This is a genomic window from bacterium (genome assembly GCA_016703265.1).
Classification (GTDB): Bacteria; Krumholzibacteriota; Krumholzibacteriia; order LZORAL124-64-63; family LZORAL124-64-63; genus CAINDZ01.
Genome location: JADJCK010000006.1, coordinates 329,829 through 353,561, shown reverse-complemented (window position 1 = coordinate 353,561; position 23,733 = coordinate 329,829). Strand labels below are relative to the sequence as shown.

The window sequence follows — 23,733 nt, the reverse complement described above, 5'->3', positions numbered from 1 at the left end:
GCGGATGACCACCGGGCACGTCATTCCCGATGCGGCGGGGTTCCCCGCCGGCGTCGTGACCACTGGTCCGACGGCGACGGCCGGGCTCGGCGCGCGTGTCGCCGGCCTGCTGCGCGGCGGCGAGATCCTGCTGCTGCACGGCGGGCTCGGCGCCGGCAAGACCTGCTTCGTGCAGGGGCTCTGCCGCGGCCTCGACGTGACCGGCGAGGTGGTGTCGCCCACGTTCACCCTGGTCAACACCTACGAAGGCCGGTTCCGCGTGCATCACCTCGACTTCTACCGCATCGAGTCGACGGCCGACCTGGTCGATATCGGCGTGCCAGACCTGCTGGACGAGGTGGCCGACGGCGCGGCGGTCATCGCCGCCGAATGGCCGGGCCCCCTCCTGGGCACGCTCGGCTCGTTGCCGTTCCTGGAACTGCTGGCGCTGCCGCTGCCAGCCGTCGACGACCGCGAATGGCGGCTGCGCGGGCGGCCGGAACCCGCGGCAGCCTGGCGCGGGATCTTCGCGCCGGGAGACGGCCCATGCTGACCCTGGCCCTCGACACCGCCACGCGCTGGGGTCGCTTTGCCGTTGCCGACAGCGACGGCGTCCTGGCCTGGCGCCCGCTCAACGTGGGCGGCAGCTACGCCGACGCGCTGCTGCCGGTCATCGGCGACGTCCTGGCCGAGGCCGGCAGGCGCCGTGACGAGCTCGAGGCCATTGCCGTCACCGTCGGCCCCGGCAGCTTCACCGGCGTGCGCATCGGCGTGGCCACGGCCAAGGCGCTGGCCTGGGGCCTGGGTTGTCGCCTCTACCCGGTCTCGACGCTGGCCGCCATGGCGGCCGCCCTGCTGGCCGAGCACGCGGAGGCCGAACTGGCCGTGCCGGCGCTCGATGCCCGACGCGGCGAGATCTTCGCCGCCGTCTACCGGCGCGCCGATGTCTGGACGGGCGCCCTGGCGGCGCCCGCTGCCGCGACCGGCGACCAGTGGTGGGCGAGGGTGCTCGAGACCGTCGGCGATCCGGACGCCCCGGTCTACGGCGGCGAGGGCGCGGCCCTGCTGCTCGGCCATGGCGAGTCGCTGCGCGCGGAGTTGTCGGCGCGCGGTGCTCCCGTACTGCGGCGCTGGTCGGCCGCTCATCCGGCGACGGCGCGTGAACTGGCGCTGGCCGTCGCGCGCGGCGAGGTGCCGGCAGTCGACCCGTTCCTGCTGACGCCGGAATACCTGCGGGCTTCGGACGCCGAACTCAACCGCCACCTCGACTGCACGCCCCGCATTCCCGATGCCGCCCCCAGCGGGCACGAGTCCCGGCGGGACCCGTCGTGACCGGTGCCGGCAGCCTGACCGTGCGCGAAGGCGGCCCGCTCGACCTGGCGCAGGTCATCGCCATCGAGAACTCCAGTTTCACCGATCCCTGGTCGCCGGAGTCGTTGCTGGGCGAGCTGATGGGCGATCGCCTGCGGCTGCCGCTGGTGGCCGAGCGCGCCGGGGAAGTGGTGGGGTTCCTCATGGCCTGGCGGGTGGCCGACCAGCTGCACGTGCTGAACATCGCCGCTGCACCCGGGTGTCGCCGGGAGGGCATCGGGACGGCGCTCCTGCGTGAAGCCGCCCGGCAGGGGCTCGAGCAGGGGTTGCTGGAAGCGACGCTGGAAGTCAGGCGCAGCAACACGGCGGGCCGGGCCTTCTACCGGCGCCACGGCTTCCATGAAACCGGCGTGCGCCCAAGGTATTACGCCGACAACGGGGAAGACGCGATCATCCTCGACTGCGCCCTCGAGGGCCTGGCCCGCGCCTGAGGCGGCAGCAACCGCCTGGAATGTCCCGGGGGGCACGGGGCGGGTCCCGAATGAAGGGTTGTCCGCCCCCCGTCCGGGGCGCTACCTTGTCTCGAATCCACACGCCGGCGGCGTGACTGTCGCCGGCGTCTGCGGCATTATCCGGGAGGCTCCCGTGTCCTGGTTGAATGAGGCTGCCAAGGGCATCAAGGTCCTGAGCACGCAGAAGAAGGACATCCCCGACAACCTGTGGCGCAAGTGCCCGCAGTGCTCGGAGATCCTCTACCACCGCGAGCTGGACCGCAACCTGTGGGTCTGCGGCGCCTGCGGTCACCACCTGCCCTTCACGACCGAGCAGTACCTCGAACTGCTCTTCGACGAGGGCAGCTGGGGCGAGACGCACCGCGGCATCACCAGCAAGGACGCCCTCGACTTCCGCGACGCAAAGCGCTATCGCGACCGCATCCGCGCGACCAGGCTCAAGACGGGCAAGGAAGACGCGGTGATCACCGGCCGCGGCGAGATCGGGCGCATCCCGGTGTCGGCGTCGATCATGGATTTTTCGTTCATGGGCGGCAGCATGGGGTCGGTGGTGGGCGAGAAGATCGCGCGCGCCCTGCTTGATTCGCTGCGCTACCGCGAGGCGGCCATCATCCTGAGCCAGAGCGGCGGCGCCCGCATGCAGGAATCGCTGCTCTCGCTGATGCAGATGGCCAAGACCAGCGCGGTGCTGGCGCGATTGCGGCGGGAAGGCATCCCGTTCATCTCCATCCTCACGAACCCGACCACCGGCGGCGTGACCGCGAGCTACGCCACGCTCGGCGACCTGAACATCGCCGAGCCGGGCGCGCTGATCGGGTTCGCCGGGCCGCGGGTCATCAAGCAGACCATCGGCGGCGACCTGCCGCCCGGGTTCCAGTCCTCCGAGTTCCTGCTCGAGCACGGCATGGTCGACGTGATCTGCGAGCGCAAGAACCTCAAGAGCACGCTCGAGTTGACCCTGCAGTGGTTCACCGAAGGGCGCGACGTTTCGGTGCGGCGGCCGCCGCGGGGGTAGGCCGCATGACTCTCGACAGGGTGACGGGCCCCGACGGGGCGGCTTATCCGGGCGAGCCGGCCATCGCTCCGGACCTTTCACCGCCGTTCCAGCCGCCTGACGACGCGACGAGGTGGCTGTTCGCGCTCAATCGCTTCGGTATCCGTCCCGGACTCGAGCGCATCAACGCGGTGCTGGCCGACCTCGGGCATCCCGAACAGGGTCTGCCGACGCTGGTCGTCGCCGGCACGAACGGCAAGGGCTCGACCACGCGCATCCTGGCTCACCTGCTGCAGGCGGCCGGCCACCGCGTGGCCACGTACACCAGCCCGCACCTGCTGCAGGTCTACGAACGCATCCTGATCAATGACCATCCGCTGCCGGCGCGCGAATTCGCCGACTACGTGGACATCATGCGGCCGCTCGCCGACCGCCATGGCGCCAGCTGGTTTGAGGTGCTGACCGCCATGTCGGTGGCCATCGCCCGCGATGCCGGCGTGGACTTCCTCTGCTGCGAGGCCGGACTCGGCGGCCGGCTCGACGCCAGCAACGCGCTGCCGTCGCGGGCGACCCTGCTCACGTCGGTGGGCCTCGACCACCAGGCGATCCTGGGGCCGACGCGCGAGGCCATCGCCGCCGAGAAGCTGGGTCTGCTCAAGCGGGGCGTGCCGCTCTTCTGCGGCGTCGATGCCGAACTGCGTCCCCAGGTGTTCCGCGCGGCCGTCACCGCCGGCAGCCCGTGCCACTTCCTCGACGAACTCGCCCGCTGGGAGGACGAGGATGCAGGAGCCGGCGGCACCTGGCGCCTGGCGCTCCGTGACCGCGTCTTCGAGGGATTGCCCGACCCGGGCGCGTCGGTGCTGCGGCGCAACGTGGCGCTGGCGCTCCTGGCGCTCGCGCAACTCGAAGGTCGCGCCGGGGAATGCCTGCTGCCCATGGACACGGCCGCGACCCTGCGGGATCTTTTCCTGCCCGGGCGGTTCCAACTGGTTCTGCGCGGACCCGACTGGATCTTCGATACGGCGCACAATCCGCAGGCGCTGGACGAGGCTCTCGGCGCTTTTGCCGCGCGTCCGTGCCGCGGACAGCGCCTGGTCCTCTTCGGTTCCATGTACGACAAGGACCTGCCGCCCGAGGTGGGGCGGATGTTGCGCGGCTGCGGCGTCGTCGCCGCGCCGGTTTCGCTGCCGCGCTCGCGCGGCGGCGCGGAACTGGCGTCGCTGTTCGAGGGTTGGGGACTGTCGGCCCAGGCCGACGGACTGCCCGCCGCGGGGGCCTTCCGGCTTGCCGCCGACCTGCCGTCGGCGCTGCGGTTGCTGGCCCCGGCGCTGTCGACGGATGATGCCGTCCTGGTGACGGGAAGCTGTTTCCTGGTGGCCGAAGTGCTGCACCACCTCGGATTCGAACGCCTGGACGACAGTCGCCGGTCGCAGCCGGCGGCGGCGGCACTGGCCCGGTGGGGGAGGGAGAACGCGTGACCAGGGACCTGTACCTCGGCGTCGATGCCGGCGGCACCGCCGTCAAGTACGAGATCGACGATGCGGACGGCGCGGCCGTCGGCGGGGGCGAGGTGCCCACCGACCCGACCGACGTCGCTCATACGCTGCGCACGCTGGCTGCCGACGCCGCCGCGAAGCTCGGGGGCCCCGGACTGCCGAGGCTGGCTGCGGCAGGCCTGGCCTGCGCCGGCATCGTCAATCCGGTCACCGGTCGGCTGGGTCGTTCGCCCAACCTGCCCGGCTGGGAAGGCCGCGACCTGGGCGGCGCCATGGCCGCAGCCTTCGGCGATGTCCCGGTGGCCCTGGCCAACGACGTGAATTGCGCCCTGTACGGCGAGTTCCACTACGGCGCCGGCCGCGGCTGCCACGACGTCGTGATGATCGCGCTCGGCACGGGGGTGGGCGGGGCCGTGATCGTCAACGGATCGCTGCTGGTCGGTTCGCATTTCGGCGCCGGCGAGATCGGGCACATGGTGCTCGAGGCCGACGGCCCGCTGTGCACCTGCGGCGGTCGGGGCTGCCTCGAGGCCTGGTCCGGCAGCACCGGCCTGTTGCGCGCCACTCGCGAGGCGCTGGCCTGCGGAGCCGCTTCGCCGGCATTGCAGGCCCTGGCGCAGCGACGCGGCGCGGCGCTCGAGACACGCGACCTGGCCGACCTTGCCGAGGCCGGTGATTCCGTCGCGCGGGAGATCTTCGCGGTTGCCGGTCGACGTCTTGGCCAGGCCGTGGCCAACCTCGTCAATGTACTGGACCCGGACCGTGTCATCATCGGCGGCGGCGTCGCGCGGGCGGGCGAACTGATCCTCGGGCCATGCCGCGAGCGTGCCCTGCCGCTGATCCTCGCCGCCGAGGCGCGTTCGTTGCCGATCGTCCCGGCCGAACTGGGACCTCGGGCCGCGGCCGTGGGTGCCGCCAGCCTGGCGCGCGAGAAAGCGCGGGGCACGCACTGATGTCCAACGGCGGCCGCACCATCCTCGCGGCCGGCCTTGCGGCGGCGCTCTGCACGCTGGTCGCGCTGGCCGGACCGGCCTCGGCGCAGCGCGCCGGGTCGCGCGTCAATGCGGATCGCGTGATCGACCAGATGGTCGATGGCCGCCCCGTCACCTGCCTTTACGACAACGTCTTCATCGACCGTGACAGCGTCACCGCGACGGCCGACACCGCCTACGTCCAGCGCGACACCGACGAATACAACCTGCACGGGAACGTCCGCGTGACGCGGGGCGCCGGCGTCCTGACCGCAAGGCGGGTCTACTACAATCGCCCGCTCGGCACCGGTTCGTTCGCCGGCGACGTCCGGGTCGAGGACGACGGGATCACCGCCACCGGGGCCGCCGGAGATACGCGCGGCAACGGGCGCTGGCTGACGATGTACGGCGATGCCCTGCTCGTGGCGCCCGAGTACTCGGTGCGCGCCGACACCATTTCCCAGGACAGGGCTTCGGCCACCGGCGAAGCCTTCGGGCACGTGCGCATCGTCGAACCGGGCGCGGCCAACCTCGTGACCGGCGGGCACGCGGTTTTCGACCGCGGCGCGAATGCCGCCGTCGTCGACCGCGGGCCGGAACTCACCAACCGGGACAGTCGCGGCGGCGTGCTTGTCGCCGAGTCCCTGGTCATGCACCTCTACCGCGCCGAGGACCGCGTGGTGATGGTGGACTCGGTGCGGATCCGCCAGGCCATGGGCATCGCCACTGCGGACACCGCCGTGGCCCTCGGGCGTGAACGCCTGGTGCTCACCGGATCCCCGAAGGTGAAGCTCAACCGCGGCAGCGTGCTCAGCGGCGAGCGCATCGAGTTCGAGTACGTCGGCAACCAGCTCCGGCGCGTGCTCCTGCTCGGCGACGCCCGTACGGCCGACGACGCACCGGATTCTCTGGCCCAGCTGTATCCCGGACTGCCGAGGGAGGACATCCTCGAGGGCGGCATCATCGTCATCGACTTCGAGGACGAGGAGATCCGCCGCACGATGGTCACCGGCAGTGCGCGCAGCGTCTACACGCCGCTCGACGTCAAGGATGAGGTGGCGACGAACGACGTCAAGGGCGACACCATCTTCGTGCATTTCCGCGACCGGCAGGTGCGCCGGGTCCGGGTCCTGGGGAACTCCGTCGGCACCTACCGCTTTGCGCCGGTCTCGGCCTGGGATGCGCGCGCGGATTCCGCCGCGACCGTTCCGGCCGATTCGACGGCGGCAGCGGATTCGGTCGCAGTTGTCGCCGCTGCGGACAGCGTCGCCACTGTCGCCACTACTGCCGCAGTTGCCGCGGTCGACAGCGCAGCCGTAGCCGCCGCGAACGACAGCACCGCCACGCCGGCCCCCGCCCGGCGCGGCCGCGCGCGCCGCACATTCGACGAGGCCGCGCAGGACGTCGACTATTCCGGCGACCGGGTCACGTTCGAGCTGGGCGATCGCAAGATGGCCATCGACGGGCACGGCAAGCTGGACTACGGCTCGACGAAGCTGGAGGCGCGGCAGGTGCGGCTGGCCATGACGACGCGCGAACTCTATGCAGCCGGCGAACCGGTGGCCCGGGACGGCGACACCGTCACCGGCCAGCGCATGGGCTACAACTTTCGTCATCGGTCGGCCGTCGTCGACTCCGGGGTCACCGCGTTCGACGACTACTACTACGTCGGCAGCAACATGCGCCGGTTCAGCGACCAGACGATGAAGATCGAGGGCGGGCGCATGACGTCCTGCGACCTGGCGGAGCCGCACTACCACTTCTGGTCGATGCGCATGAAGATGCGCCCCGGAGACAAGGTGGTTGCCGCGCCGATCGTGCTTCGCATCGGCAACGTCCCGATCTTCGCGCTGCCGTTCTACTTCAAGAACCTGAAGGACGGCCGTCGCTCGGGCATCCTGTTCCCGTCGTTCGATTTCGGCTGGTCCAGCCGCGAGGGTCGCTATGTCCGCGACCTGGGCTACTATTGGGCCATCAACGACTACCTCGATTTCCTCGTGCAGGGCGACTACAACGAGAAGAGCGACATGGCCCTGCGCTCTTCGGTGAACTACGTGAAGCGCTACAGCTTCAGCGGCGGCCTCGACTGGTCGCGGCGGGACGGCCTCGGCGACGACGACTCCAGCCAGTGGCAGATGCAGTGGAACCACAACCAGCCGGCGCTCTTCGATGACTACGCGTTCCGGGCCGACGTGCGCCTGGCGTCGAACAAGCTCAGTCGCAACGAACTGAACAGTTCCGGCACGCGCGACATCGTCAGCGGCCAGTTCAAGTCCAGCGCCTACATCAGCCGCAACTGGAAGCTGGTGAGCGCCAGCCTGAACGCCAGTCGCGACGGCCGCGTGAACGCCGAAGACGGCCTCGACACCACGGACAACCTGCTCTACAGCATGACCCTGCCCTCGCTGGCGCTGAACTTCCGCCAGCTTGCGCTCAAGCCGGCCCTCGGCACCGGCCAGCGAGGCAGCATGTGGGGCGACCTGCTGCGGGCCACCTACTTCCAGCAGGGCTATTCGTTCAAGCAGGATCGTCGCGGCTATGAGGAACACGATGTCCGCGTCGAGGGCGCATCGGGCAACTGGTCGCTGCGGGTCCAGCCGCCCCGCCTGGGAATCTTCAATTTCGGCCTCAACGCCAATGCGCGGCAGTCCTGGCAGCGCGAGACGACCAGCGGACGCCAATGGGTGGTGCCGGCGGGCGGCACCGGCACGTGGCAGCCGCTGGACGGCTCCAGCGAGACCACCAGCCCGGCGGTTTCGTTCGGCGCCTCGCTCGGCACCACGCTCTATGGCCTGTTCCCCGTCGAGTTCGGTCGGCTGCGGGCCATCCGCCACACCGTCCGCATGTCGTCGAGCTGGAACGTGTCACCGGCACTTGGCGACAAGCAGCCGTACAGCACGTCGCTGAGCCTGTCCCTGGACCAGCGCTTCGACGTCAAGTACAGCGCGGCCGGCGGCGACACGACCGAGGCCGACCGCAAGCTGGACGGCGTCATCGACTGGAGCCTGAACACGAACTACAGCCCGAACCGGCCCGAAGGCGAGCGTTGGGGCGACATCGCCAGCGGCCTGACGATCAAGCCGGGCCAGAGCCGCTACCTTCAGCTGAAGGTCAGCAACACGATCGATGCCCGGCGCCTCGCCCTCAAGGACACCCGCTTCAGCTACGGCGTGAACTTCAGCGGCAAGGTGGACCTGGGCCAGGTCCAGGCGGAAGCCGAGCTCCGTCGCAATCCGGCCATCGAGCGGCTGGGGCTCAAGCCGACGGCGGCCGATTCGGCACGGGCCGCTGCGGCCGATTCGGCGCGCGCGGCAGCGTATCAGGAGCAGCAGGAGGAACTGGGGCACTTCAGCGGTTCGAATGCCGATTTCGAGGCCGCCAACCGGCCCGGCATGCCGTCCGGCGGCGACAGCGGCGACCAGACCGAGGGCGGGCGCTACCTGCCGTTCAGCACGTCAGGTTCGCTGTCCTACAGCTACATGAACAGCACCGGCGACCGGCGCGCCAGCGCCAACGTCTCGGCGCGCGCCAATCTGAGCCGGTACTGGGAAGTCACCTACCAGACCTCGTTCGACCTCGTGACGGGGGCGGCGTTGCGGCAGCAGTACACCCTCGGTCGCGACCTGCACTGCTGGCGCCTGGAGTTCAGCCGGACCGTGAGCGAGGTCGACAGCCAGTTCGGCTTCCGCGTCTACCTGAAGTCCATCCCGAGCCTGAAGTTCACCCGTGGCCGCGAGGACTACATGGGCTCGCTCACCGACGGGCTCGGCGGCGGCATGTACTAGCCCGGACCTCCGGGAAGCGCCCGGGCCCGGCCCGGATCGCCCGGCGCCCTACCGGGCTTTTCCATTGACAGGCGACCGCGACCGGCGCTCAGATGTGCCGTGAAGGGGGTGGGCGCTTGAATAAGACGGAACTGATCGAAGAAGTGGCCCGGCGCACCGGCATGAGTGTGGCAGCGGCCCGGCGTACGGTCGATGCCCTGTTCTCGACCGCACCTCGCGAGGGCATCATCGCGGGAGCTGTCGCCAAGGGCGACCGTGTGCAGATCACCGGTTTCGGAACCTTCGAACGCAGGCGCCGCAAGAAGCGGGCTGGCCGCAACCCGCAGACCGGCGACGAGATCGTGATCCCCGGCGGGATGTACCCGGCCTTCTCGGCCGGCAAGAGCCTCAAGGACAGGATCGGAAAATAGCCGGCGCCTGGCCGGGCGGACGATGGGGGCGGCCCTGGGCGCCCCTTCGCCGTACCGCGCCGGCCCCACGCCACCCCACACCCCTGCCGATCCCGCCCGTTGCAACCGGCCTGCCGATCGCGTACCATAAGGAACTTATCCCTCCCCAGCGGGTTGCATGCCTTTCTGACGCGTGCCGCGGGGTGCGTGGAGTCCAGTTCCCGAAAGGTCCCCAGATGTTCCTGAAGACGCGTTGGCGCTCGGTTTTGTGGGTCTGTGTGCTGCTGGCGACGGCCGGTGCACTTGCCGCTGGTGCACTTGCCGCCGGTCCATTTGCCGCCGGTACGCGCGCGGCGACGCCCGCCGGCCCCGAGCCGAAGCACGACTGGAAAGAAGTGACCCTGCTTTACCTGAGCGACGTCAAAGGCAAGATCGAGCCCTGTGGGTGAAAGACCCACCAACGTGGTGGGCTGGCCCGTCGGGCTGCCTTTATGGACAAGGTTTGGCAGGAGAACAAGCAGCTGCTCAATCTCGACGCGGGTGATGTCTTCGGGCAGCGCACCCAGAACGACCGTGAGCAGACGAAGTTCCTGTGCGAGATGCTCGGCACGCTGGGGCTCGACGCAATCGGCCTCGGCGAGCAGGACCTCAACTACGGGCTCGATTTCCTGCGCGAGATGATGGCGCAGCACGGGCTGCCGTTCATCAACGCCAACGTGCGTGAGACGAAGACCGGCGCGCTCATCCTGCCGGAGTACAAGGTCGTCGAGCGGAACGGCGTGAAGTACGGCATCGTCAGTGTCCTGGATCCGGCGCAGCAGATCCTGACGCTGACCGGCGGCGAGGGCCAGTTCACGGTGGCTGACCCCGTGGCCACGTTGCGCGAGCTGCTGCCCCGGGTGCGCAAGGAAGCCGATTCCATCGTCTTGCTCTCGCACCTCGGCGAAACGGGCACCGAGACGCTGTTGAAGGAGATGCAGGGCGTCGACATCTGCATCATCGGCCACTCGTTCCGGAACATCGAGACCGAGCGCGTGATCAATGACACGGCGGTGTTCGGGTCGGCCTACGAAGGGCGCTTCATCGGGCGGGCGAACCTGTTCGTCGAGGAGAAGACCGGCCGCGTCATGGCGATCGACGTGGGCATCACCGATTTCGACGACAAGGCCCCGGACGACGCGGAAATGCTGGCTCGCGTGGAGAAGTTCAAGACCGACCTCGTGGCGTTCAAGGACGCCAAGCGAGCGGCGTACCCGCGCATCCACGGTTCGGAGAAGGAACAGTTCCTCGGTGATCGTGCCTGCTTCACGTGCCACGAAGCCGCGTGGCAGGCCTATGCGTCCTCGGCGCATCGCCGGGCCTACACGAACCTGCGAGGCGACGGGCAGAGCAGCGAGCCGGACTGCCTGGTCTGCCACACGACCGGCTACCAGTACAAGAACGGCTATTCCGACGAGCGGCCGTACAACAGCCTGGTGAACGTGCAGTGCGAGGCGTGCCACGGTTACGGCACGACCCACGCCCGCGACGGCAAGTGGCGGCTCGAAGCGCGCAATTCGTGCGTCACCTGTCACGACAAGGCCAACAGCCCCGAGTTCGACTATGCGACGTATCGGGAGAAGATCAAACACTAGCGCAGTCGTCGCGGTGGCGGCGCTCCTGCTGGTCCTGTCGGGGGTGCGGCCTGCCCGCGCCCTCGACGTTTTCACGCTGTGGCGCCAGCCGCAGGTGCCGCTGCGGCTGGTTGAAGGTGCCTGGGCCGACTACCGCTTCCAGGTCATGGCGGGCGGCAAACAGGAACAGAGCCTCACGCGGGTCGCCTGTCTCGATCGCGCCGGCGGCACGGACGACCAGGCCTGGGTCGTCGAGGTGCTGCCCCTGCGCGAGGAAGCCGACGGCCGGCTCGTGGCGCTGCCCGGCGAAGGCGTCAGGCTGCGCCTGGACAGGCGCCTGCTCGGGCGGCAAGGCAGCCTGCTCGACCATGTCATCAGCGCCCGCCAATGGACCGGGGGCCGCGCCACGGAGGTGACGGCGGCCCAGTTGCGCGAGGATCCGCTGCTGGCCGATTCTTTCAACGAGGAGTTCACGGCCGCCACCGTCCAGGTCGGCACGCCCACGACACGCGTGGTCAAGGGCGTCCAGTACCTGTGCGAGCAGACCGTGATGGCGGCCGCCGATACGCAGCTGGCCACCCTGCCGGCGGGTCGGCTGCGGCAGGTGACGACGCGGGAACTGGCGGCGGCGACGAATAGCGAGCTGCCGTTCCTCGGACTTGCGTATGCTTCCGAGCGCGTCCGTTCAGAATCGACCGTGGAGCCCGCGGGGGGGCGGTTGCGGCCGCCTCCTGGACGTATCCGCGTCGAGATCATGGAGCTCCTGGCCCACGGGACGGGCGCCCGGCCCACTCTTGGGGCGACCAGCGGCCGCGGTGATTGACCCGGTCGGGCCGGGTATGATATGATTACCTCATGCACACCAATGACCTGAGTGCTTTCCGGGCAGAGGCTCACGACTTCCTGCTCGGGCAGCCGAAGCCTTTGCCTACGCCCGCCATCGCCCGACGCCTGTTCGGGGCGCGTCGGCATGAGATGCCGGAAACACAGGTCGTGGTGCGCGCGCTGCTGGCCAGCGACCCGCGGTTCGTCGAGACGCACGACCACAGTTGGACGGTGTTCGACTCGCCGCTGATGACGCTGGCGCTGGAGTCGGCCGAATTCGCCGTGGTCGATCTCGAGACGACCGGCAGTGTGATCGGGGTCGACGAGATCATCGAGATCGGGCTCTGCATCATGCGGGGCGGCAAGGCCGTCGAGTCGTTCTCGACGCTGGTCTGGAGCGATCGTCCCATTCCGCCCTGGGTGGCGCGCCTGACCGGCATTCGCAACGACGACCTCGAGGGAGCGCCGACGTTTTCCGACATCGCCGAGCGCCTGGCGGGCCTGCTCGACGGGCGCGTGTTCGTGGCGCACGATATCCGGTTCGACCTGCCGTTCCTGCGCTGGGAGTTCGCACGGCGCGGCATCGCGCACCCGGCAGTCACCGGGCTGTGCACGCTGCAGCTTTCGCGGCAGTTGTGGCCGGAGCTGGCCAGCCGCAGCCTGCCCGACCTCGCGCGTCGGTTCAACATCTCGCACGAAAACCCGCACCGTGCGGCGGCCGACGCTGCGGCAACCGCGGGCGTGCTCGGCGAAGCCCTGTCGCGCGCCGCGGAGTTGGGGCTCGTCGACCTCGGCGATCTCTACCGCCTCGACGGCATCATGGCTGCCCGCGGTGAGGCGGACGCGGCCCCCCTGGCCTGGCGCGCGGCCGAATCCTGACCAGTCACCACCCATCCCCGAGCCGTTTGCCGCAGCACCCGGTTGACCCGGCGCTGCGCTTGTCTTAGTATCGGCTTCGTTGCGCTGCCGAGCCGCCGCCCCCGGGCGCAGGCGACCGGCGGCGCCGACGCGGAACCGGGAGCCAAGGAGGAGCTTTATGGCCGGCGTCAAGGAAGATGACGTGCTTGTCCGCGATGAGAGTTTCGTGAAGTACGAACGCCTGCTTTCCAAGGCCGAGACCGAAGGCCGGATCGACGGGCCCAACAAGTGCCTGGTGTGCGGCATGCGGTACCTGAACAAGGACGAAGCCGACAACTGCTGCCGGATAGCGCCATAGGGCGTGTCAACCACATGAAGTCCCGGCAATTCTGTTCCGTCTGCAAGCAATGGCTGGACATGGAAGTCGTCCCCACCGGTGATGGGGACGATGACGGTGTCGTCTGGTTCCGTTGCCCGCAGTGCCAGGGCTTCCTGCCGAAGCTCAGCAGCGCCGTCGAGGTGAATCCGGTCGCCGCCGATACGGCAGACGTCGGTGATGACGACTCCGCTGCGGAGCAGGCCGGCAGCGGCGTGGCCTGGACTGTAGCCGCCGCTGCAGCCGGCCGGCCGACACCGATGTCGATATCCTCGACATCGACCTGGCGGAGGCTGCCGCCCTCGCGGCGGATGCCGACGACGTCGATGACGTCGACGATGACGATGAAGAGGCCGAAGATGCGGCTGACGACATCGGCGCGGGCGTGGACGACGATGTCCCGCCGCCCATGCCCGCCGGCGCGACCGCCGCGGAACCGGTCCTCGAATACGCGGCGATGCTGGCGGCGGTCGACCCGGGTGCCGCGATTCCCTACCGCCCGTGGGCGTCCTACGACGTCGGGCAGTGCATCCTGCACCTGGCCTGGAACGACTGCGGCGTCGTTGTCGCCAAGGAGCCCTTGCCGGGCGGCCGGCAGGTGATCAAGTGCTGGTTCCAGGGAGCCGGCGTGGTGCGACTCATCGAGAACGCGCCCCGATGAACGCCGTGTCGGCAACCCGACGCGGTTGTGCGCGGCGGCCGTGCCGGTTTGCTCCCGGAGCCTGGCGGGGCGCGATCCTCCTGCAACTCCTGCTGCTCGTCACGAGCGTCCCGGCCGCGCGGGCGCAGCTTCCCTTCCTCGATGAACTGCCGTCCTGGTCACCGGCCGACACGCTGGCCCACCGCGCCTCGCGTCTCGAAGCCATGCGTTTCGGTGACGGACGCAGCGGCTGGACCGCCGATCGTGTGCTGGTGGACCTCCGGTTGCCGTTCGGCTCGCACGGCGCTTTCCTCGTGCGCCTGCCCTGGGTCCGATTCGACTCCGGTGGACTGTCGGCCCTGGAGCGCTGGCCGACGCTTGCGGGCGCAGAGACGACGGCGGGTTGGCCCGGCGAATCGGTGCTCAGCGGCTTCGGCCAGGTCGAACTGGGTGCTGTCGGGCCGGTGCGGCTGCCGTGGCTGGGCGCGGCCGCAGGCAGCATCGCCGTGGGCGTGCCGCTCGGGCAAAGCCGATTCTATCCGTGGTCCAGTGCCGGCATTCCCGCGCGGGTGGGCCTCACCCGCACGGTCGGGTTCGGCTCCCGCTGGTGGGCCACGGCCGGCGCCGTGTTCGTGACCCATGGGGGCCCCGGCGACGAGGAACTGGGCCCGGAAGCTTTCCCGAACGGCTGGCACACGCGCCTGGAGATCCTGCGGCGGGGCGGCGCGCTCGACCTGCAGGCGGGCTGGGAGCGGCGTGCGCGCGGCGACCGCGAGGAACAGGTGCTGGTGGCCGAGGCCTGGGCGCCCTGGGGCGGCGGTAACCGTGTGGGTCTGCGCCTGGCCCGCGAGATCACCGGTTCGCCCGACCGCGCCGCGGGCTGGGCCGCAGGCGTCCTGTGGCGCCTGGCACCGCGGTCCGCGCCTGCCAAGCTCGCGCCCGGCTCCTCGACCGCCTCCCGCTGACCGGGCCGCGCCCGGGCTGCCACACCGGCGTTTCCCACCCACCCGTTGCAAGTTGCCCGCGCCGACCTTCCGGTCCGATGCGATGGGCGCGACTTCCCTGTGATGACTTGCGCTTTCCTTTACCGGGGCCGCCCTTCCCGGCTGTTCCCGATAATGGCCCGCCGGGTGCCACGGCGCCGCCGAGTCCGCCATTGATCCGCGCTGTCGGGTGCGTCCGCGCCCACCGGAATCACGGGCATGACGATTGCCCCTGGAAGCCCGAGTGGCCGGACCAACCAGCAGCGGAGAGCAACCATGGCCCACGTCCTTCTCATCGGCGACGAAGCGCAATGCGCTCCTATCCGCGCCCAGCTCGTTCGGTGGGGCCTGACGGTGGCCTCGCCGGCGGGCGGTGCGCCGACGCCAGCCAGCGTCGGTGTCGATGCCTGTGACGTGGTGCTCGTGGTCGGCTCCGCTGCCGGCATCCCCGGTCCGGACGCCGTGTCCGATGGTGGGCGGGGGGTGGCTCCGGCCGCTCCCCGCTTGTTCCTTCCGACAGCGGAAATCCCTGTCGACGGCGAGTCTTCGCTGTGGCCGCGGATCCAGGAGGCCTGCAGGCTGGCGCGGGGCCTTCGCGGCCTGCGCCTGCCGGACGGCGCCGACCTCGGAGACGTGGAACCGTGTGAGGACGTGCACCAGGTGGGGCACGAACTGCGCAGCCCCCTGACGGCGATCAAGACGGCGCTCGAACTGATGCAGGGTGACCTGCGCTCATGGCAGGCGGAGCCGGCCGATGTCGAGGCCCAGCTCAGGATGCTGGAGATCGCGCTGCGCAATGTGCGGCGCCTGCACCGCGCCGTGGAATGGAGCCAGATGATGCTGGCCGGGCCGCGGGGCGAAGGAGACCCGATCACGGCCGCCGCGGGCGCCGAGATTCTCGCCCTTGCCGCTCGCGAGCCGGAAACCGGGCTTCATGCCTGCGAGTCCAGCGCCGGCTGACTGACGTCGCCGCAGGGTGACCCGGGAACATCGTGAGCGCCTGCGCCGATCCTTTCGGCGAGGGCGCTATTCCGTTCGTTGCGCGGTCGCGCCGGCGGCGTGTATGATACGCGGACGCCACTCGCGCCGCGGAAGGAACCTCTTGCGACCAGCCGACGACAACGACATCCGGAGCGCCACCCCGAAGCCGCCCGTGCCTGCCGAAGGGGATTCCGCCGACCTCCTTGCGGCCGGCGTCGTCCACGACGTCAACCAGATGCTCGCGGTCATCACCGGGCGCGCCGAACTGCTGCTGCGGCATGCTCCTGAACTGCGCCCGCACCTGGAGGCCATCCTGCTGGCGGCGCGCGAAGCCGGTGGCATGCTTGAACGCCTGGGTGGCGGGGCGGCGCGGACGGCCGGAACGCCCGGGCCGTCGACCGCGGTCGTGGCGGCTGCCGTCAACGATGTCGTGCAGCTGGTGCTGCCGCCCGATGGCCGCTGGCGGGAAGACGGGGCAGGCACGGAGGGCTGGGAACTGTCGCTGCAGGTGGCGCCGACGGCGGCCATCGCCTTGCCGCCCGCAGTGCTGCGCGAAGTGCTGGTGAATCTTTTCTTCAACGCGATCGGCGTGCTGCCCCACGGTGGACGCCTCCAGGTGTCGGCCGAGGTCTCCGCGGGTGTCTGCCGCGTGCAGGTGGCCGACAGCGGCCCCGGCCTGCCCGTGTCCGACCCCGAGGCCGTGTTTGCCGTGGGCTTCTCCACCAGCGGTGCGCCGGGCCGTGGCCTCGGACTGGCGGCTTGCCGGCAGCTCCTGGCGGCGCACGGCGCCTCGCTGGTGGCCGCGCGAGACGGCGGGCCCGGCGCCGTGTTCACCATCTCGGGCCCGGCGGCAGCACCGGATCCGGTTGCGATCGCCGCCCCGGCGACGACGGCCCCCGCGGGGGCGCACGGCCTCGCCGTGGTCGTCATCGACGATGAGCCGGCTGTGCGCGAGATGCTCACCGACGTGCTCGGCGAACTCGGCTGTCGCGTGACCTGTCATCGCGACGGCGCGACGGCATTTGCTGCCGGCGCGCCAGGCGACGCCGCCTTGGCGCTGGTCGACCGGCGACTGCCGGGGCTGGGGGGCCTCGAGGTGGCGGCCGGCCTGCGCGAGAGGCGGGCGTCGCTGGTGATCGTCTTGATGTCGGGCTGGGACCGCGACGAGCCGGTGTCGGCGCCGGCCGTCGTCGATTTCACCGTACGCAAGCCGCTGGCCATGTCGGTCCTGCAGCAACTCCTGGCCGAGGCGCGGGCGCTGCACGAGTCGCGTGTGCGCGCGGAGACGTCTGCTCCCGGAGGCACGTGATGCGTTGGTGTCTGGCGATGCTGTTCTGTGGTTTCGGACTTGTGGCTTCGGCACAGGAAGCGACCGTGCCCACGCCCGGCGGGCAGGAAGCGGCTCCCGAGGAAGGCAATCCGCGCACCGTGCTGGCGCTGGCGCGCCTCGATTCGCTGGCTATCGCTGCGCCCGGCCGCGTCACGGGCCTGGCCTGGATCGGGAGCGACACCCTGGCTGTGCTCGTCGTGCGCGACGGGATCGTCACGGCCGGGGGGCGCCCCGAAGCGCGCCTCGTGCTGCAGGACCGGCGTGGCGCCGTGCTGCGCGACGAGGATGTCACCGGCGTGCTCGACCGCGGGCTGGCCTGGGATGGTCGCGACCTGTGGTCGTGCGGGGACGTCGACGGCGGGGCGTCGCTGGTCTACCGGCTGGAGCCGATCCTGCTGGCGGTGCGGGCCTCCTATCCGACGGCCGGCCATCGGCCCGCCGGGATCTGCCATGACGGTCGCTTCCTGTGGCTCACCGACCGCGATTCGGGCCGACTCGATCGTTTTGATCCGGAGCTCGGCGAGATCACCTGGTCGACGCCGACACCTGCCTTCTCGCCCTGCGGCGTGGCCTGGGACGGCAGCCGCCTGTGGTTGACCGATGTCGGCACCGGGAGCCTGTACCGCCTTTCCGGCTCGCGGCGGGCCTGGAGCGGGACCGTGGCGCCGGCTGATTTCCGGCGGCGCGCCCAGGTCGTGCACCTGGCGCACGATGGCCACGACCTGTGGTACCTGCCGGAAGGATCCCGCTGGCTGGTGAGGGTGCGAATTTTATGACAGGCGGCCTTGACAGGTCGGCCGAGGCATCTTAGTCTGGATTACGAAAACTGTTTTCAATTTCGGCGGCTTTCCGTCCAGACTTCGTGAGGTCCGGCATGCCTGTGAAAAAATACCGGGAGCTCGACGAGACTCTCGTTCGCCAGAAGGAAGCGGCCTTCGCCGACTTCATCCAGAGGAAGGGCCTCAAGACCACGCGCCAGCGGAATACGATCATCTCGACGTTCTTCCGCCTGCGTGGCCACATCTCGGTCGAGGAGCTCCTCAACCAGGTCAAGCAGGCCAACCCGCGGATCGGCTATGCGACGGTCTATCGGACCCTGCACCTGCTGGTCGAGAGCGGGCTGGTGGAGGAAAGGCGCTTCGGCGACGGGCTGGCCCGTTACGAAGGCCATTCCGACGTCGAGCACCACGACCACATGATCTGCCTCGAATGCGGCGAGATCTTCGAGTTCTTCAATCCGCGGCTCGAGGCCCTGCAGGAGAGCCTGGCTGAGGAAAACGACTTCCAGATCTTCCGCCACCGCCTGGAGCTGTACGGTGCCTGCAAGGACAAGGAAGCCTGCTCCCGTCGCAAAGCCCGCGGCAAGGTCGCCGAAGGGGCCGAGTGACGCCGTGAGTGAGCCGGTCGGCCCTGGCTGGCCATCGAAGTCGATTGCGGTGCGCTCGCGGAGAACCTGCGGGCGTTCCGCCGGCAGACAGCCGCCGCCTCCCAGATCCTGGCCGTCGTCAAGGCGGATGCCTACGGGCATGGTCTGGTGCCGGCGGCGTCCGCTTTCCTGTCCGGCGGCGCCGGCCTGCTCGGCGTGCACGCGCTTGCCGAAGGCCGCGCCCTGCGGCAGGCCGGCATCGAGGCGCCGATCATCGTGCTGGGGCCGGTCACCGCCGCGGAAGCTGCCGAGGCGGCGCAGCTGGGCCTCGAGATCACGGTCGGCTCCCTGCCCGGCGTGCGTGCGGCGGTCGCTGCCGCCACTGCCGACCATCCGCTGCTCATCCACCTGAAGGTCGAGACCGGTGTCAATCGCCAGGGGCTCGTCGAGTCCGAACTCGACGAGGCGCTGGCCCTGCTGCTTGCCGCCCCGGGCCTGCAGTTGTCCGGCTTGTCGAGCCATTACGCCGACATCGAGGACACGACCGACCACGCCTTCGCCGAGGAGCAGACGCTCCGGTTCGAGGCGCATCGCGCCCGGCTTGCCGCCGCCGGCATCACCGGACTGCGCGAACACATGAGCTGCAGCGCCGCGGCCCTGCTGTGGGAGCGCAGCCATCGCACGATCGTGCGCGTGGGTATCGGGGCCTACGGTATCTGGCCGTCGCGGGAGACGCGCGTCTCGGTCCGCCAGCAGGGGCGCGCCGAACTCGTGTTGCGCCCGGCCCTGACCTGGAAGGTGATGATCTCGCAGGTGCGCGACGTGCCGGCCGGCCAGACCGTCGGCTACGGGCGCACCTGGAAGGCGATGACCGACAGCCGCATTGCGGTGCTGCCGGTGGGATACGCCGACGGCTGGCCCCGCGCGTTGTCAGGACGCGGGCACGTGCTCGTAGGCGGACGCCGTGCGCCGCTGGTGGGGCGCATCTGCATGAACCTGTGCATGGTCGACGTGACCCATGTGCCGGGCGCAGCGGCGGGCATGCACGCCGTCCTGCTGGGCCGCCAGGGCGAGGAAGTCATCTCGGCCGAGATGCTCGCCGACCTGCTCGGCACCATTCCCTATGAAGTCGTGACGCTGCCCGGCCCCGGCTGGGAGCGCGTGATCATCGAGGCGGGGACGACCCGCAGCCGGGAAGGATGAACGTGTTCGGTCCTCTCCAGAAACTGATGCAGGGCGGGTTGTCGCCCGGCAGCACGCCCCAGGATGAAGCCTCGCGCCTGCGCCTGGCCACGGCCGTGCTGCTGGTCGAGGCGGCTCAAGCCGACAGCGAGTTCCACGATGCCGAGCGTGAGGCCGTCGGCCGCATGCTCCGCGCACGATTCGGTCTCGACGCCGCCGGCGCCGACAGCCTTCTGGCGGCCGCTGAACAGGCGCGCTGGGAAAGCGGCGACCTCTACCAGTTCGCGCGCCAGATCAACGACAGCTTCCCGCTGCCGCGCAAACTGGCCGTGGTCGAGTTGTTGTGGGAAATCGTCTACAGCGACGGCGCGCTCGAGGTGCATGAGGACGCGCTGATGCACAAGATGGGGAACCTGCTGGGCATCCGGCTCGAGGACCTCATGGCGCTCAAGCGCAAGGTCCGCGGCCGGATGCCCGGATAGCCGCCTCAGCCTATCTTGAGTTCGATGTCCTCGGCCTTCAGCAGCGGGAACGCCGCCAGCCGCCGCTTCAACTCGATGACCTGGTCGACGGCGCCGGTGACGGTGCCGCTGCCCTTGGCCTCGAATTCGTGCGCGGGGGAGTAGGCTTCGACGCCCTTCGCGCGCGGGTCGGTACGCACTTCGCGCCGGTAGCCCGCCAGCTTGAGTCCCGCCGGCAGCGCGTTCAGCACGGCCATGATCTCGTCCTCGTACCGCGGCGCGAAGGCGTGGTACTTCAGTTCCATCGTCGCCGAGCGGATGCGCCGGTTGGTGGTGATCGTCAGGCCGGTCTCCGCCACGATCTCGCGGGCCATGCCCTTCAACCAGGCGGCCGTCTCGGCATCGACGATCACGTGGCAATCACCCTCGCGCATCCCGATGATCTCGGCCAGCTTCTCGGCCTTGCCTTCGTGCTGCACCCCGTCAAGGAAGCTGTAGTAGATCGTGGCCTTGCGGCCGGCGCCCAGCAGCAGCCCGCTGAGGAAGGCGCGCACGACCTTCGGTTTGCCCTGGAACACGACTTCGTTGAAGGCGCGGTCGGCGGGCGTCCTGCTCGTGGCCATGGGTCCCCTCCTAGGCGAAGAACAACAGCGTGACGATGACGAAGACCGGCAGCAGCACTGGCGCCGACCACTTGAACAGGTAACCGAAGAAGCTCGGCATGGCGATGCCGGCTTCCTCGGCGATCGACTTGACCATGAAGTTCGGCGCGTTGCCGATGTAGGTCATGGCGCCCATGAAGACGGCGCCGGCCGAGATGGCCTGCAGGTCGTGCACGAATTCCGGGTTCAGCTGCGCCAGCTTCGAGGCGTAGCCGAGCATGCCCGGCACCATCGCCTCGGTGGCGCCCAGGTCGCCGAGCGCGGCGTTGAAGAACGTCAGGTAGGTGGGCGCGTTGTCGAGGAAGCTCGACAGGGCGCCGGTGGCCCAGAAGAACCGGACCGGGCCGTGCACGGCGCCGACCAGTCCGGCCAGCGCGCCTTCGCTGCCGGCCTTCAGGATCGCCAGCGCCGGGATGATCGTGATGAAGATGCCCGCGAAGAGGTAGGCCACTTCCTGGATCGGCGCCCACGAGAAGCCGTTCTTCTCGCGCAGGGCGCGCGACGTGGTCCTCAGCGACAGGATGCCCATTGCGATAATGATGAGGTCCTTGACCCAGTTCTGCAGCGGCACCGCGACCGGGTGGCTGCCGGCGCGGAAGACCGTCACCTCGGGCAGCTTCAGCGAGCCGGAGAGGATCACCGCGCCCATGACGCCGAGCAGGAAGACGATGTTGTGCAGGCCCTCGATGCGCACGCCGCCGTCGTTGTCGTCGGCGACAGGCGGCTTTGCCGTCTCGCGGCGGTACAGCAATGTATCGACCGCGAAGAAGATCGCCAGCACAAGCGCCGTCGCGACCAGCATGTGCGGCAGGAGGGCCTTCGTGACCCAGAAGAACGGCACGCCGTGCAGGAAGCCGAGGAACAGCGGCGGGTCGCCCAGCGGCGTCAGCGAGCCGCCGATGTTGGCAATCAGGAAGATGAAGAAGATCACCACGTGCACCTGCGAGCGACGCCAGGCGTTGGCGCGCAGCAGCGGCCGGATCAGCACCATCGCGGCGCCGGTCGTGCCGATCAGCGAGGCCAGGAAGGTTCCGATCAGCAGCAGCAGCACGTTGACCGCCGGCTTGCCGCGAAGGTTGCCGCCGATGTAGATGCCGCCGGCAATCGTGTACAGGCCCCAGAGCAGGATGATGAAGGGCACGTAGTCGATGAGCACGATGTGGATGATCTCGCGCGACGCTTCGGCAGGGTTCCACAACAGGAACGGCACAGCGAAGAGCAGCGCCCAGAACGCCGATACCTTCGGGAAATGGTGGTGCCAGAAGTGCGGCGCCAGCAGCGGGAACAGTGCGATCGAAAGCAGGATGCAGACGAACGGCACCGCCGACCACAGCGGCAGCAGGCCGACCGGGTTGGCGTCGTGCGCCACGGCGCCGGCAGCGTGGGCCGCGCCTGCCCCATGGCCGGGCTCGGCCGTATGCCCGGTCGACGCGGCGGCAACGCCGCCCAGCATCAGGAACGCGAGGGCCAGAGCCAGCGCCAGTGCGCCCTTGGCGCGCGACGGTTCCCCGCGGCGGCTGCCCTTCGCGAACGGTAGAATCAGCATGGGTGCCTCCGGACCTGTGGGGCGATTGGCGGTTTTCCAGCGGCTAACCGTAGGGTATGATGCGGTGGCTGTCAATTTTTGCACAGCTTCCGGCGCCGGCAGCTGCTTCCTCCGTGCCCCTGCCGCAGGCGTTGCCCTGTTCCGTCCACAGCCACCGAAGGGCCGAGCGTGCGCGTCGTCCAGCTTTCCACGATGCGGGACTTCTACGGGGGAGAAGTCTGCCTGACCAACCTCGCCCGTGGACTGGTTGCGCGCGGACATGACGTCACGTGTGTCGTACGGCCCGATTCCCGGCTCGCAGCTGAACTGCCTGCACGTGGTCTGGCGACCTGCGAACTGCCCCTGTTCGACTGGTACGAGCCGGTTTCCGTGTCGCGCCTGGCCGCGTGGCTCCGGCGCGAGCATGTCGACATCGTCCACGCCCATACGCCCCGCGACTGGTTCATTGCCGCCGCCGCCACCGTGGGACTGCCCACGATCAGCATCGCCACCAGGCACCTGCTGCTGCCGGTGGCCCACGCCCGGTTCAAACGCTCGTTCCTGCGCCGGCTCGGGGCGATGATCGCCGTGAGCGACGCGGTGCGCCAGGTCGCCTGCGGCCTGGTGGCGGACGATCGCCTGGTGACGGTGCCGAACGGGGTCGAACTCCCGGTGCATGCCGCCGACGGGATCCCTGCTGCGGTCGAGCCTCAGGCTCGATCGAGACGACCTGGTCCTCGGGTGTGTGGCGAGGCTGAGCCCGGAGAAGGGCGTTGACGACCTGCTGCGGGCCGTGGCCCGTCTTCAGCGGCGGTGGCCGAACCTGATCGTGCTCGTCATGGGTGACGCGCCGGCAGATTCACGCCATCCAGCCGAGTTGCAACGGCTGGCGCTGGAGCTCGGCCTGGCCCGCCAGGTGCGCTTCTGCGGCTATCAACCCGACGCCGCGACGCTCTGCGCCGCCTTCGACGTGCAGGTTGTCAGCTCGCTGGCCGAGCCCTGCGGCCTGGCCACGCTCGAGGCGATGGCCCAGTCCAGGCCCGTGGTCGTCACCGACAGCGGCGGCAGCCCCGAACTGGTGGCCGACGGCTGCGAGGGCTTCCTGGTGCCACCCGGCGACCCCGAACGGCTGGCGATCCGCCTGGACTGCCTGCTCGATTCGCCCGGGCTCCGCCGCGAAATGGGCCGCCGGGGCCGATTGCGTGTGGAGCGGGATTTCGGGGTCGGCCTCATGGCCGAGCGGACCGAATCGGTCTATCGGGCCGCCCGGGAGCGCAACGCCGGTTGACGTGGCGGCGGCCGGCGAGGCCCCTCGGGGCAATCTCCCACGAATCGGGCGCGGGCGGGCCCATTTGCTGGCGCGAGGCCGGCCCCCGTTATAGATTTGCGGCACATTTCCGGTGTCGGGCCGCCGCCCTCGAACTGGTCGGCGCAGGTCCGGGGCCGGCTCGTGCCTGGCCGTCCGGCCGGGCCCCTACCGGACCCGAGCGTCCC

The 23,733-nt window shown here is 69.9% G+C and carries 25 protein-coding genes; 23 read left to right on the top strand and 2 right to left on the bottom strand.

What is annotated here, in order from left to right; all coding sequences use genetic code 11:
- The first annotated feature begins 4 nt into the window (after positions 1-4).
- The 21 genes from tsaE (at position 5) to IPG61_13185 (ending at position 20,073) form a co-directional block, all read left to right on the top strand.
- A complete protein-coding gene (gene tsaE, locus IPG61_13285) occupies positions 5-532 on the top strand; it encodes a tRNA (adenosine(37)-N6)-threonylcarbamoyltransferase complex ATPase subunit type 1 TsaE (protein MBK6735030.1) in 528 nt (175 codons plus the stop codon).
- A complete protein-coding gene (gene tsaB / locus IPG61_13280) occupies positions 526-1,311 on the top strand; it encodes a tRNA (adenosine(37)-N6)-threonylcarbamoyltransferase complex dimerization subunit type 1 TsaB (protein ID MBK6735029.1) in 786 nt (261 codons plus the stop codon). Before tsaE ends, tsaB begins: the two co-directional genes overlap by 7 nt.
- Positions 1,308-1,781, top strand: coding sequence for a ribosomal protein S18-alanine N-acetyltransferase (rimI, locus tag IPG61_13275; GenBank protein MBK6735028.1), 474 nt, complete (start codon positions 1,308-1,310; stop codon positions 1,779-1,781). Before tsaB ends, rimI begins: the two co-directional genes overlap by 4 nt.
- Positions 1,690-2,817: an acetyl-CoA carboxylase carboxyltransferase subunit beta gene (locus tag IPG61_13270; protein ID MBK6735027.1), complete on the top strand. Its 1,128-nt coding sequence runs from the start codon at positions 1,690-1,692 to the stop codon at positions 2,815-2,817. Before rimI ends, IPG61_13270 begins: the two co-directional genes overlap by 92 nt.
- 5 nt (positions 2,818-2,822) lie before the next feature.
- Positions 2,823-4,274, top strand: coding sequence for a hypothetical protein (locus tag IPG61_13265; protein ID MBK6735026.1), 1,452 nt, complete (start codon positions 2,823-2,825; stop codon positions 4,272-4,274).
- Positions 4,271-5,245 (top strand): ROK family protein, encoded by a 975-nt coding sequence (locus tag IPG61_13260; GenBank protein ID MBK6735025.1) that lies wholly within the window; start codon positions 4,271-4,273, stop codon positions 5,243-5,245. Before IPG61_13265 ends, IPG61_13260 begins: the two co-directional genes overlap by 4 nt.
- Positions 5,245-9,048: a hypothetical protein gene (locus tag IPG61_13255; protein ID MBK6735024.1), complete on the top strand. Its 3,804-nt coding sequence runs from the start codon at positions 5,245-5,247 to the stop codon at positions 9,046-9,048. The genes IPG61_13260 and IPG61_13255 overlap by 1 nt, the downstream gene beginning before the upstream one ends.
- 116 nt (positions 9,049-9,164) lie before the next feature.
- Positions 9,165-9,458: an HU family DNA-binding protein gene (locus IPG61_13250; GenBank protein ID MBK6735023.1), complete on the top strand. Its 294-nt coding sequence runs from the start codon at positions 9,165-9,167 to the stop codon at positions 9,456-9,458.
- A gap of 215 nt (positions 9,459-9,673) precedes the next feature.
- The gene (locus tag IPG61_13245) at positions 9,674-9,886 is read left to right on the top strand and encodes a hypothetical protein (protein MBK6735022.1); all 213 of its coding nucleotides are present in this window, start codon (positions 9,674-9,676) and stop codon (positions 9,884-9,886) included.
- Positions 9,887-9,928: 42 nt separating this feature from the next.
- Complete coding sequence (locus tag IPG61_13240; GenBank protein ID MBK6735021.1) at positions 9,929-11,071, top strand: hypothetical protein; 1,143 nt, start codon at positions 9,929-9,931, stop codon at positions 11,069-11,071.
- A 13-nt stretch (positions 11,072-11,084) separates the two neighbouring features.
- Entirely contained in the window at positions 11,085-11,873 is a 789-nt protein-coding gene (locus IPG61_13235; protein MBK6735020.1) for a hypothetical protein, read from the top strand.
- A 32-nt stretch (positions 11,874-11,905) separates the two neighbouring features.
- Complete coding sequence (locus IPG61_13230) at positions 11,906-12,754, top strand: hypothetical protein (protein ID MBK6735019.1); 849 nt, start codon at positions 11,906-11,908, stop codon at positions 12,752-12,754.
- A gap of 157 nt (positions 12,755-12,911) precedes the next feature.
- Positions 12,912-13,091 (top strand): hypothetical protein, encoded by a 180-nt coding sequence (locus tag IPG61_13225; GenBank protein ID MBK6735018.1) that lies wholly within the window; start codon positions 12,912-12,914, stop codon positions 13,089-13,091.
- Between the two features lie 403 nt (positions 13,092-13,494).
- Positions 13,495-13,770, top strand: coding sequence for a hypothetical protein (locus IPG61_13220; protein ID MBK6735017.1), 276 nt, complete (start codon positions 13,495-13,497; stop codon positions 13,768-13,770).
- Positions 13,767-14,714 carry a hypothetical protein gene (locus IPG61_13215; GenBank protein MBK6735016.1) on the top strand — a complete coding sequence of 316 codons (948 nt, stop codon included), beginning with the start codon at positions 13,767-13,769 and terminating at the stop codon, positions 14,712-14,714. Before IPG61_13220 ends, IPG61_13215 begins: the two co-directional genes overlap by 4 nt.
- 237 nt (positions 14,715-14,951) lie before the next feature.
- On the top strand, positions 14,952-15,692 hold the full coding sequence (locus IPG61_13210) for a hypothetical protein (protein ID MBK6735015.1): 741 nt from the start codon (positions 14,952-14,954) through the stop codon (positions 15,690-15,692).
- Between the two features lie 142 nt (positions 15,693-15,834).
- Positions 15,835-17,022 (top strand): hybrid sensor histidine kinase/response regulator, encoded by a 1,188-nt coding sequence (locus IPG61_13205; protein ID MBK6735014.1) that lies wholly within the window; start codon positions 15,835-15,837, stop codon positions 17,020-17,022.
- The gene (locus IPG61_13200; protein MBK6735013.1) at positions 17,022-17,819 is read left to right on the top strand and encodes a hypothetical protein; all 798 of its coding nucleotides are present in this window, start codon (positions 17,022-17,024) and stop codon (positions 17,817-17,819) included. The genes IPG61_13205 and IPG61_13200 overlap by 1 nt, the downstream gene beginning before the upstream one ends.
- Positions 17,820-17,917: 98 nt before the next feature.
- A complete protein-coding gene (locus IPG61_13195) occupies positions 17,918-18,430 on the top strand; it encodes a transcriptional repressor (GenBank protein ID MBK6735012.1) in 513 nt (170 codons plus the stop codon).
- Between the two features lie 27 nt (positions 18,431-18,457).
- On the top strand, positions 18,458-19,612 hold the full coding sequence (alr, locus tag IPG61_13190; protein MBK6735011.1) for an alanine racemase: 1,155 nt from the start codon (positions 18,458-18,460) through the stop codon (positions 19,610-19,612).
- A 2-nt stretch (positions 19,613-19,614) separates the two neighbouring features.
- The gene (locus IPG61_13185) at positions 19,615-20,073 is read left to right on the top strand and encodes a TerB family tellurite resistance protein (protein ID MBK6735010.1); all 459 of its coding nucleotides are present in this window, start codon (positions 19,615-19,617) and stop codon (positions 20,071-20,073) included.
- A 5-nt stretch (positions 20,074-20,078) separates the two neighbouring features.
- Here IPG61_13185 and IPG61_13180 read toward each other — a convergent pair whose 3' ends face one another.
- On the bottom strand, positions 20,079-20,675 hold the full coding sequence (locus tag IPG61_13180; protein MBK6735009.1) for a hypothetical protein: 597 nt from the start codon (positions 20,673-20,675) through the stop codon (positions 20,079-20,081).
- A gap of 10 nt (positions 20,676-20,685) precedes the next feature.
- Positions 20,686-22,167, bottom strand: a complete 1,482-nt coding sequence (locus tag IPG61_13175; GenBank protein MBK6735008.1) for a sodium:proton antiporter — start codon at positions 22,165-22,167, stop codon at positions 20,686-20,688.
- Between the two features lie 261 nt (positions 22,168-22,428).
- Between IPG61_13175 and IPG61_13170 the strand changes: the two genes are divergently transcribed.
- The gene (locus IPG61_13170) at positions 22,429-23,016 is read left to right on the top strand and encodes a glycosyltransferase (GenBank protein ID MBK6735007.1); all 588 of its coding nucleotides are present in this window, start codon (positions 22,429-22,431) and stop codon (positions 23,014-23,016) included.
- On the top strand, positions 22,916-23,527 hold the full coding sequence (locus tag IPG61_13165; protein MBK6735006.1) for a glycosyltransferase family 4 protein: 612 nt from the start codon (positions 22,916-22,918) through the stop codon (positions 23,525-23,527). Before IPG61_13170 ends, IPG61_13165 begins: the two co-directional genes overlap by 101 nt.
- The last annotated feature ends 206 nt before the right edge of the window (positions 23,528-23,733 follow it).

Bases quoted from the DNA above. Each gene is read 5' to 3' on its own strand.
- IPG61_13180 (MBK6735009.1), bottom strand. From the start codon at position 20,675: ATGGCCACGAGCAGGACGCCCGCCGACCGCGCCTTCAACGAAGTCGTG.
- IPG61_13265 (MBK6735026.1), top strand. From the start codon at position 2,823: ATGACTCTCGACAGGGTGACGGGCCCCGACGGGGCGGCTTATCCGGGC.
- IPG61_13175 (MBK6735008.1), bottom strand. From the start codon at position 22,167: ATGCTGGGCGGCGTTGCCGCCGCGTCGACCGGGCATACGGCCGAGCCC.
- IPG61_13225 (MBK6735018.1), top strand. From the start codon at position 12,912: ATGGCCGGCGTCAAGGAAGATGACGTGCTTGTCCGCGATGAGAGTTTC.
- IPG61_13165 (MBK6735006.1), top strand. From the start codon at position 22,916: ATGCCGCCGACGGGATCCCTGCTGCGGTCGAGCCTCAGGCTCGATCGA.
- IPG61_13210 (MBK6735015.1), top strand. From the start codon at position 14,952: ATGACGATTGCCCCTGGAAGCCCGAGTGGCCGGACCAACCAGCAGCGG.
- IPG61_13195 (MBK6735012.1), top strand. From the start codon at position 17,918: ATGCCTGTGAAAAAATACCGGGAGCTCGACGAGACTCTCGTTCGCCAG.
- IPG61_13215 (MBK6735016.1), top strand. From the start codon at position 13,767: ATGAACGCCGTGTCGGCAACCCGACGCGGTTGTGCGCGGCGGCCGTGC.
- tsaE (MBK6735030.1), top strand. From the start codon at position 5: ATGACCACCGGGCACGTCATTCCCGATGCGGCGGGGTTCCCCGCCGGC.
- tsaB (MBK6735029.1), top strand. From the start codon at position 526: ATGCTGACCCTGGCCCTCGACACCGCCACGCGCTGGGGTCGCTTTGCC.
- IPG61_13245 (MBK6735022.1), top strand. From the start codon at position 9,674: ATGTTCCTGAAGACGCGTTGGCGCTCGGTTTTGTGGGTCTGTGTGCTG.
- IPG61_13255 (MBK6735024.1), top strand. From the start codon at position 5,245: ATGTCCAACGGCGGCCGCACCATCCTCGCGGCCGGCCTTGCGGCGGCG.
- IPG61_13200 (MBK6735013.1), top strand. From the start codon at position 17,022: ATGCGTTGGTGTCTGGCGATGCTGTTCTGTGGTTTCGGACTTGTGGCT.
- IPG61_13240 (MBK6735021.1), top strand. From the start codon at position 9,929: ATGGACAAGGTTTGGCAGGAGAACAAGCAGCTGCTCAATCTCGACGCG.
- IPG61_13230 (MBK6735019.1), top strand. From the start codon at position 11,906: ATGCACACCAATGACCTGAGTGCTTTCCGGGCAGAGGCTCACGACTTC.
- IPG61_13270 (MBK6735027.1), top strand. From the start codon at position 1,690: ATGAAACCGGCGTGCGCCCAAGGTATTACGCCGACAACGGGGAAGACG.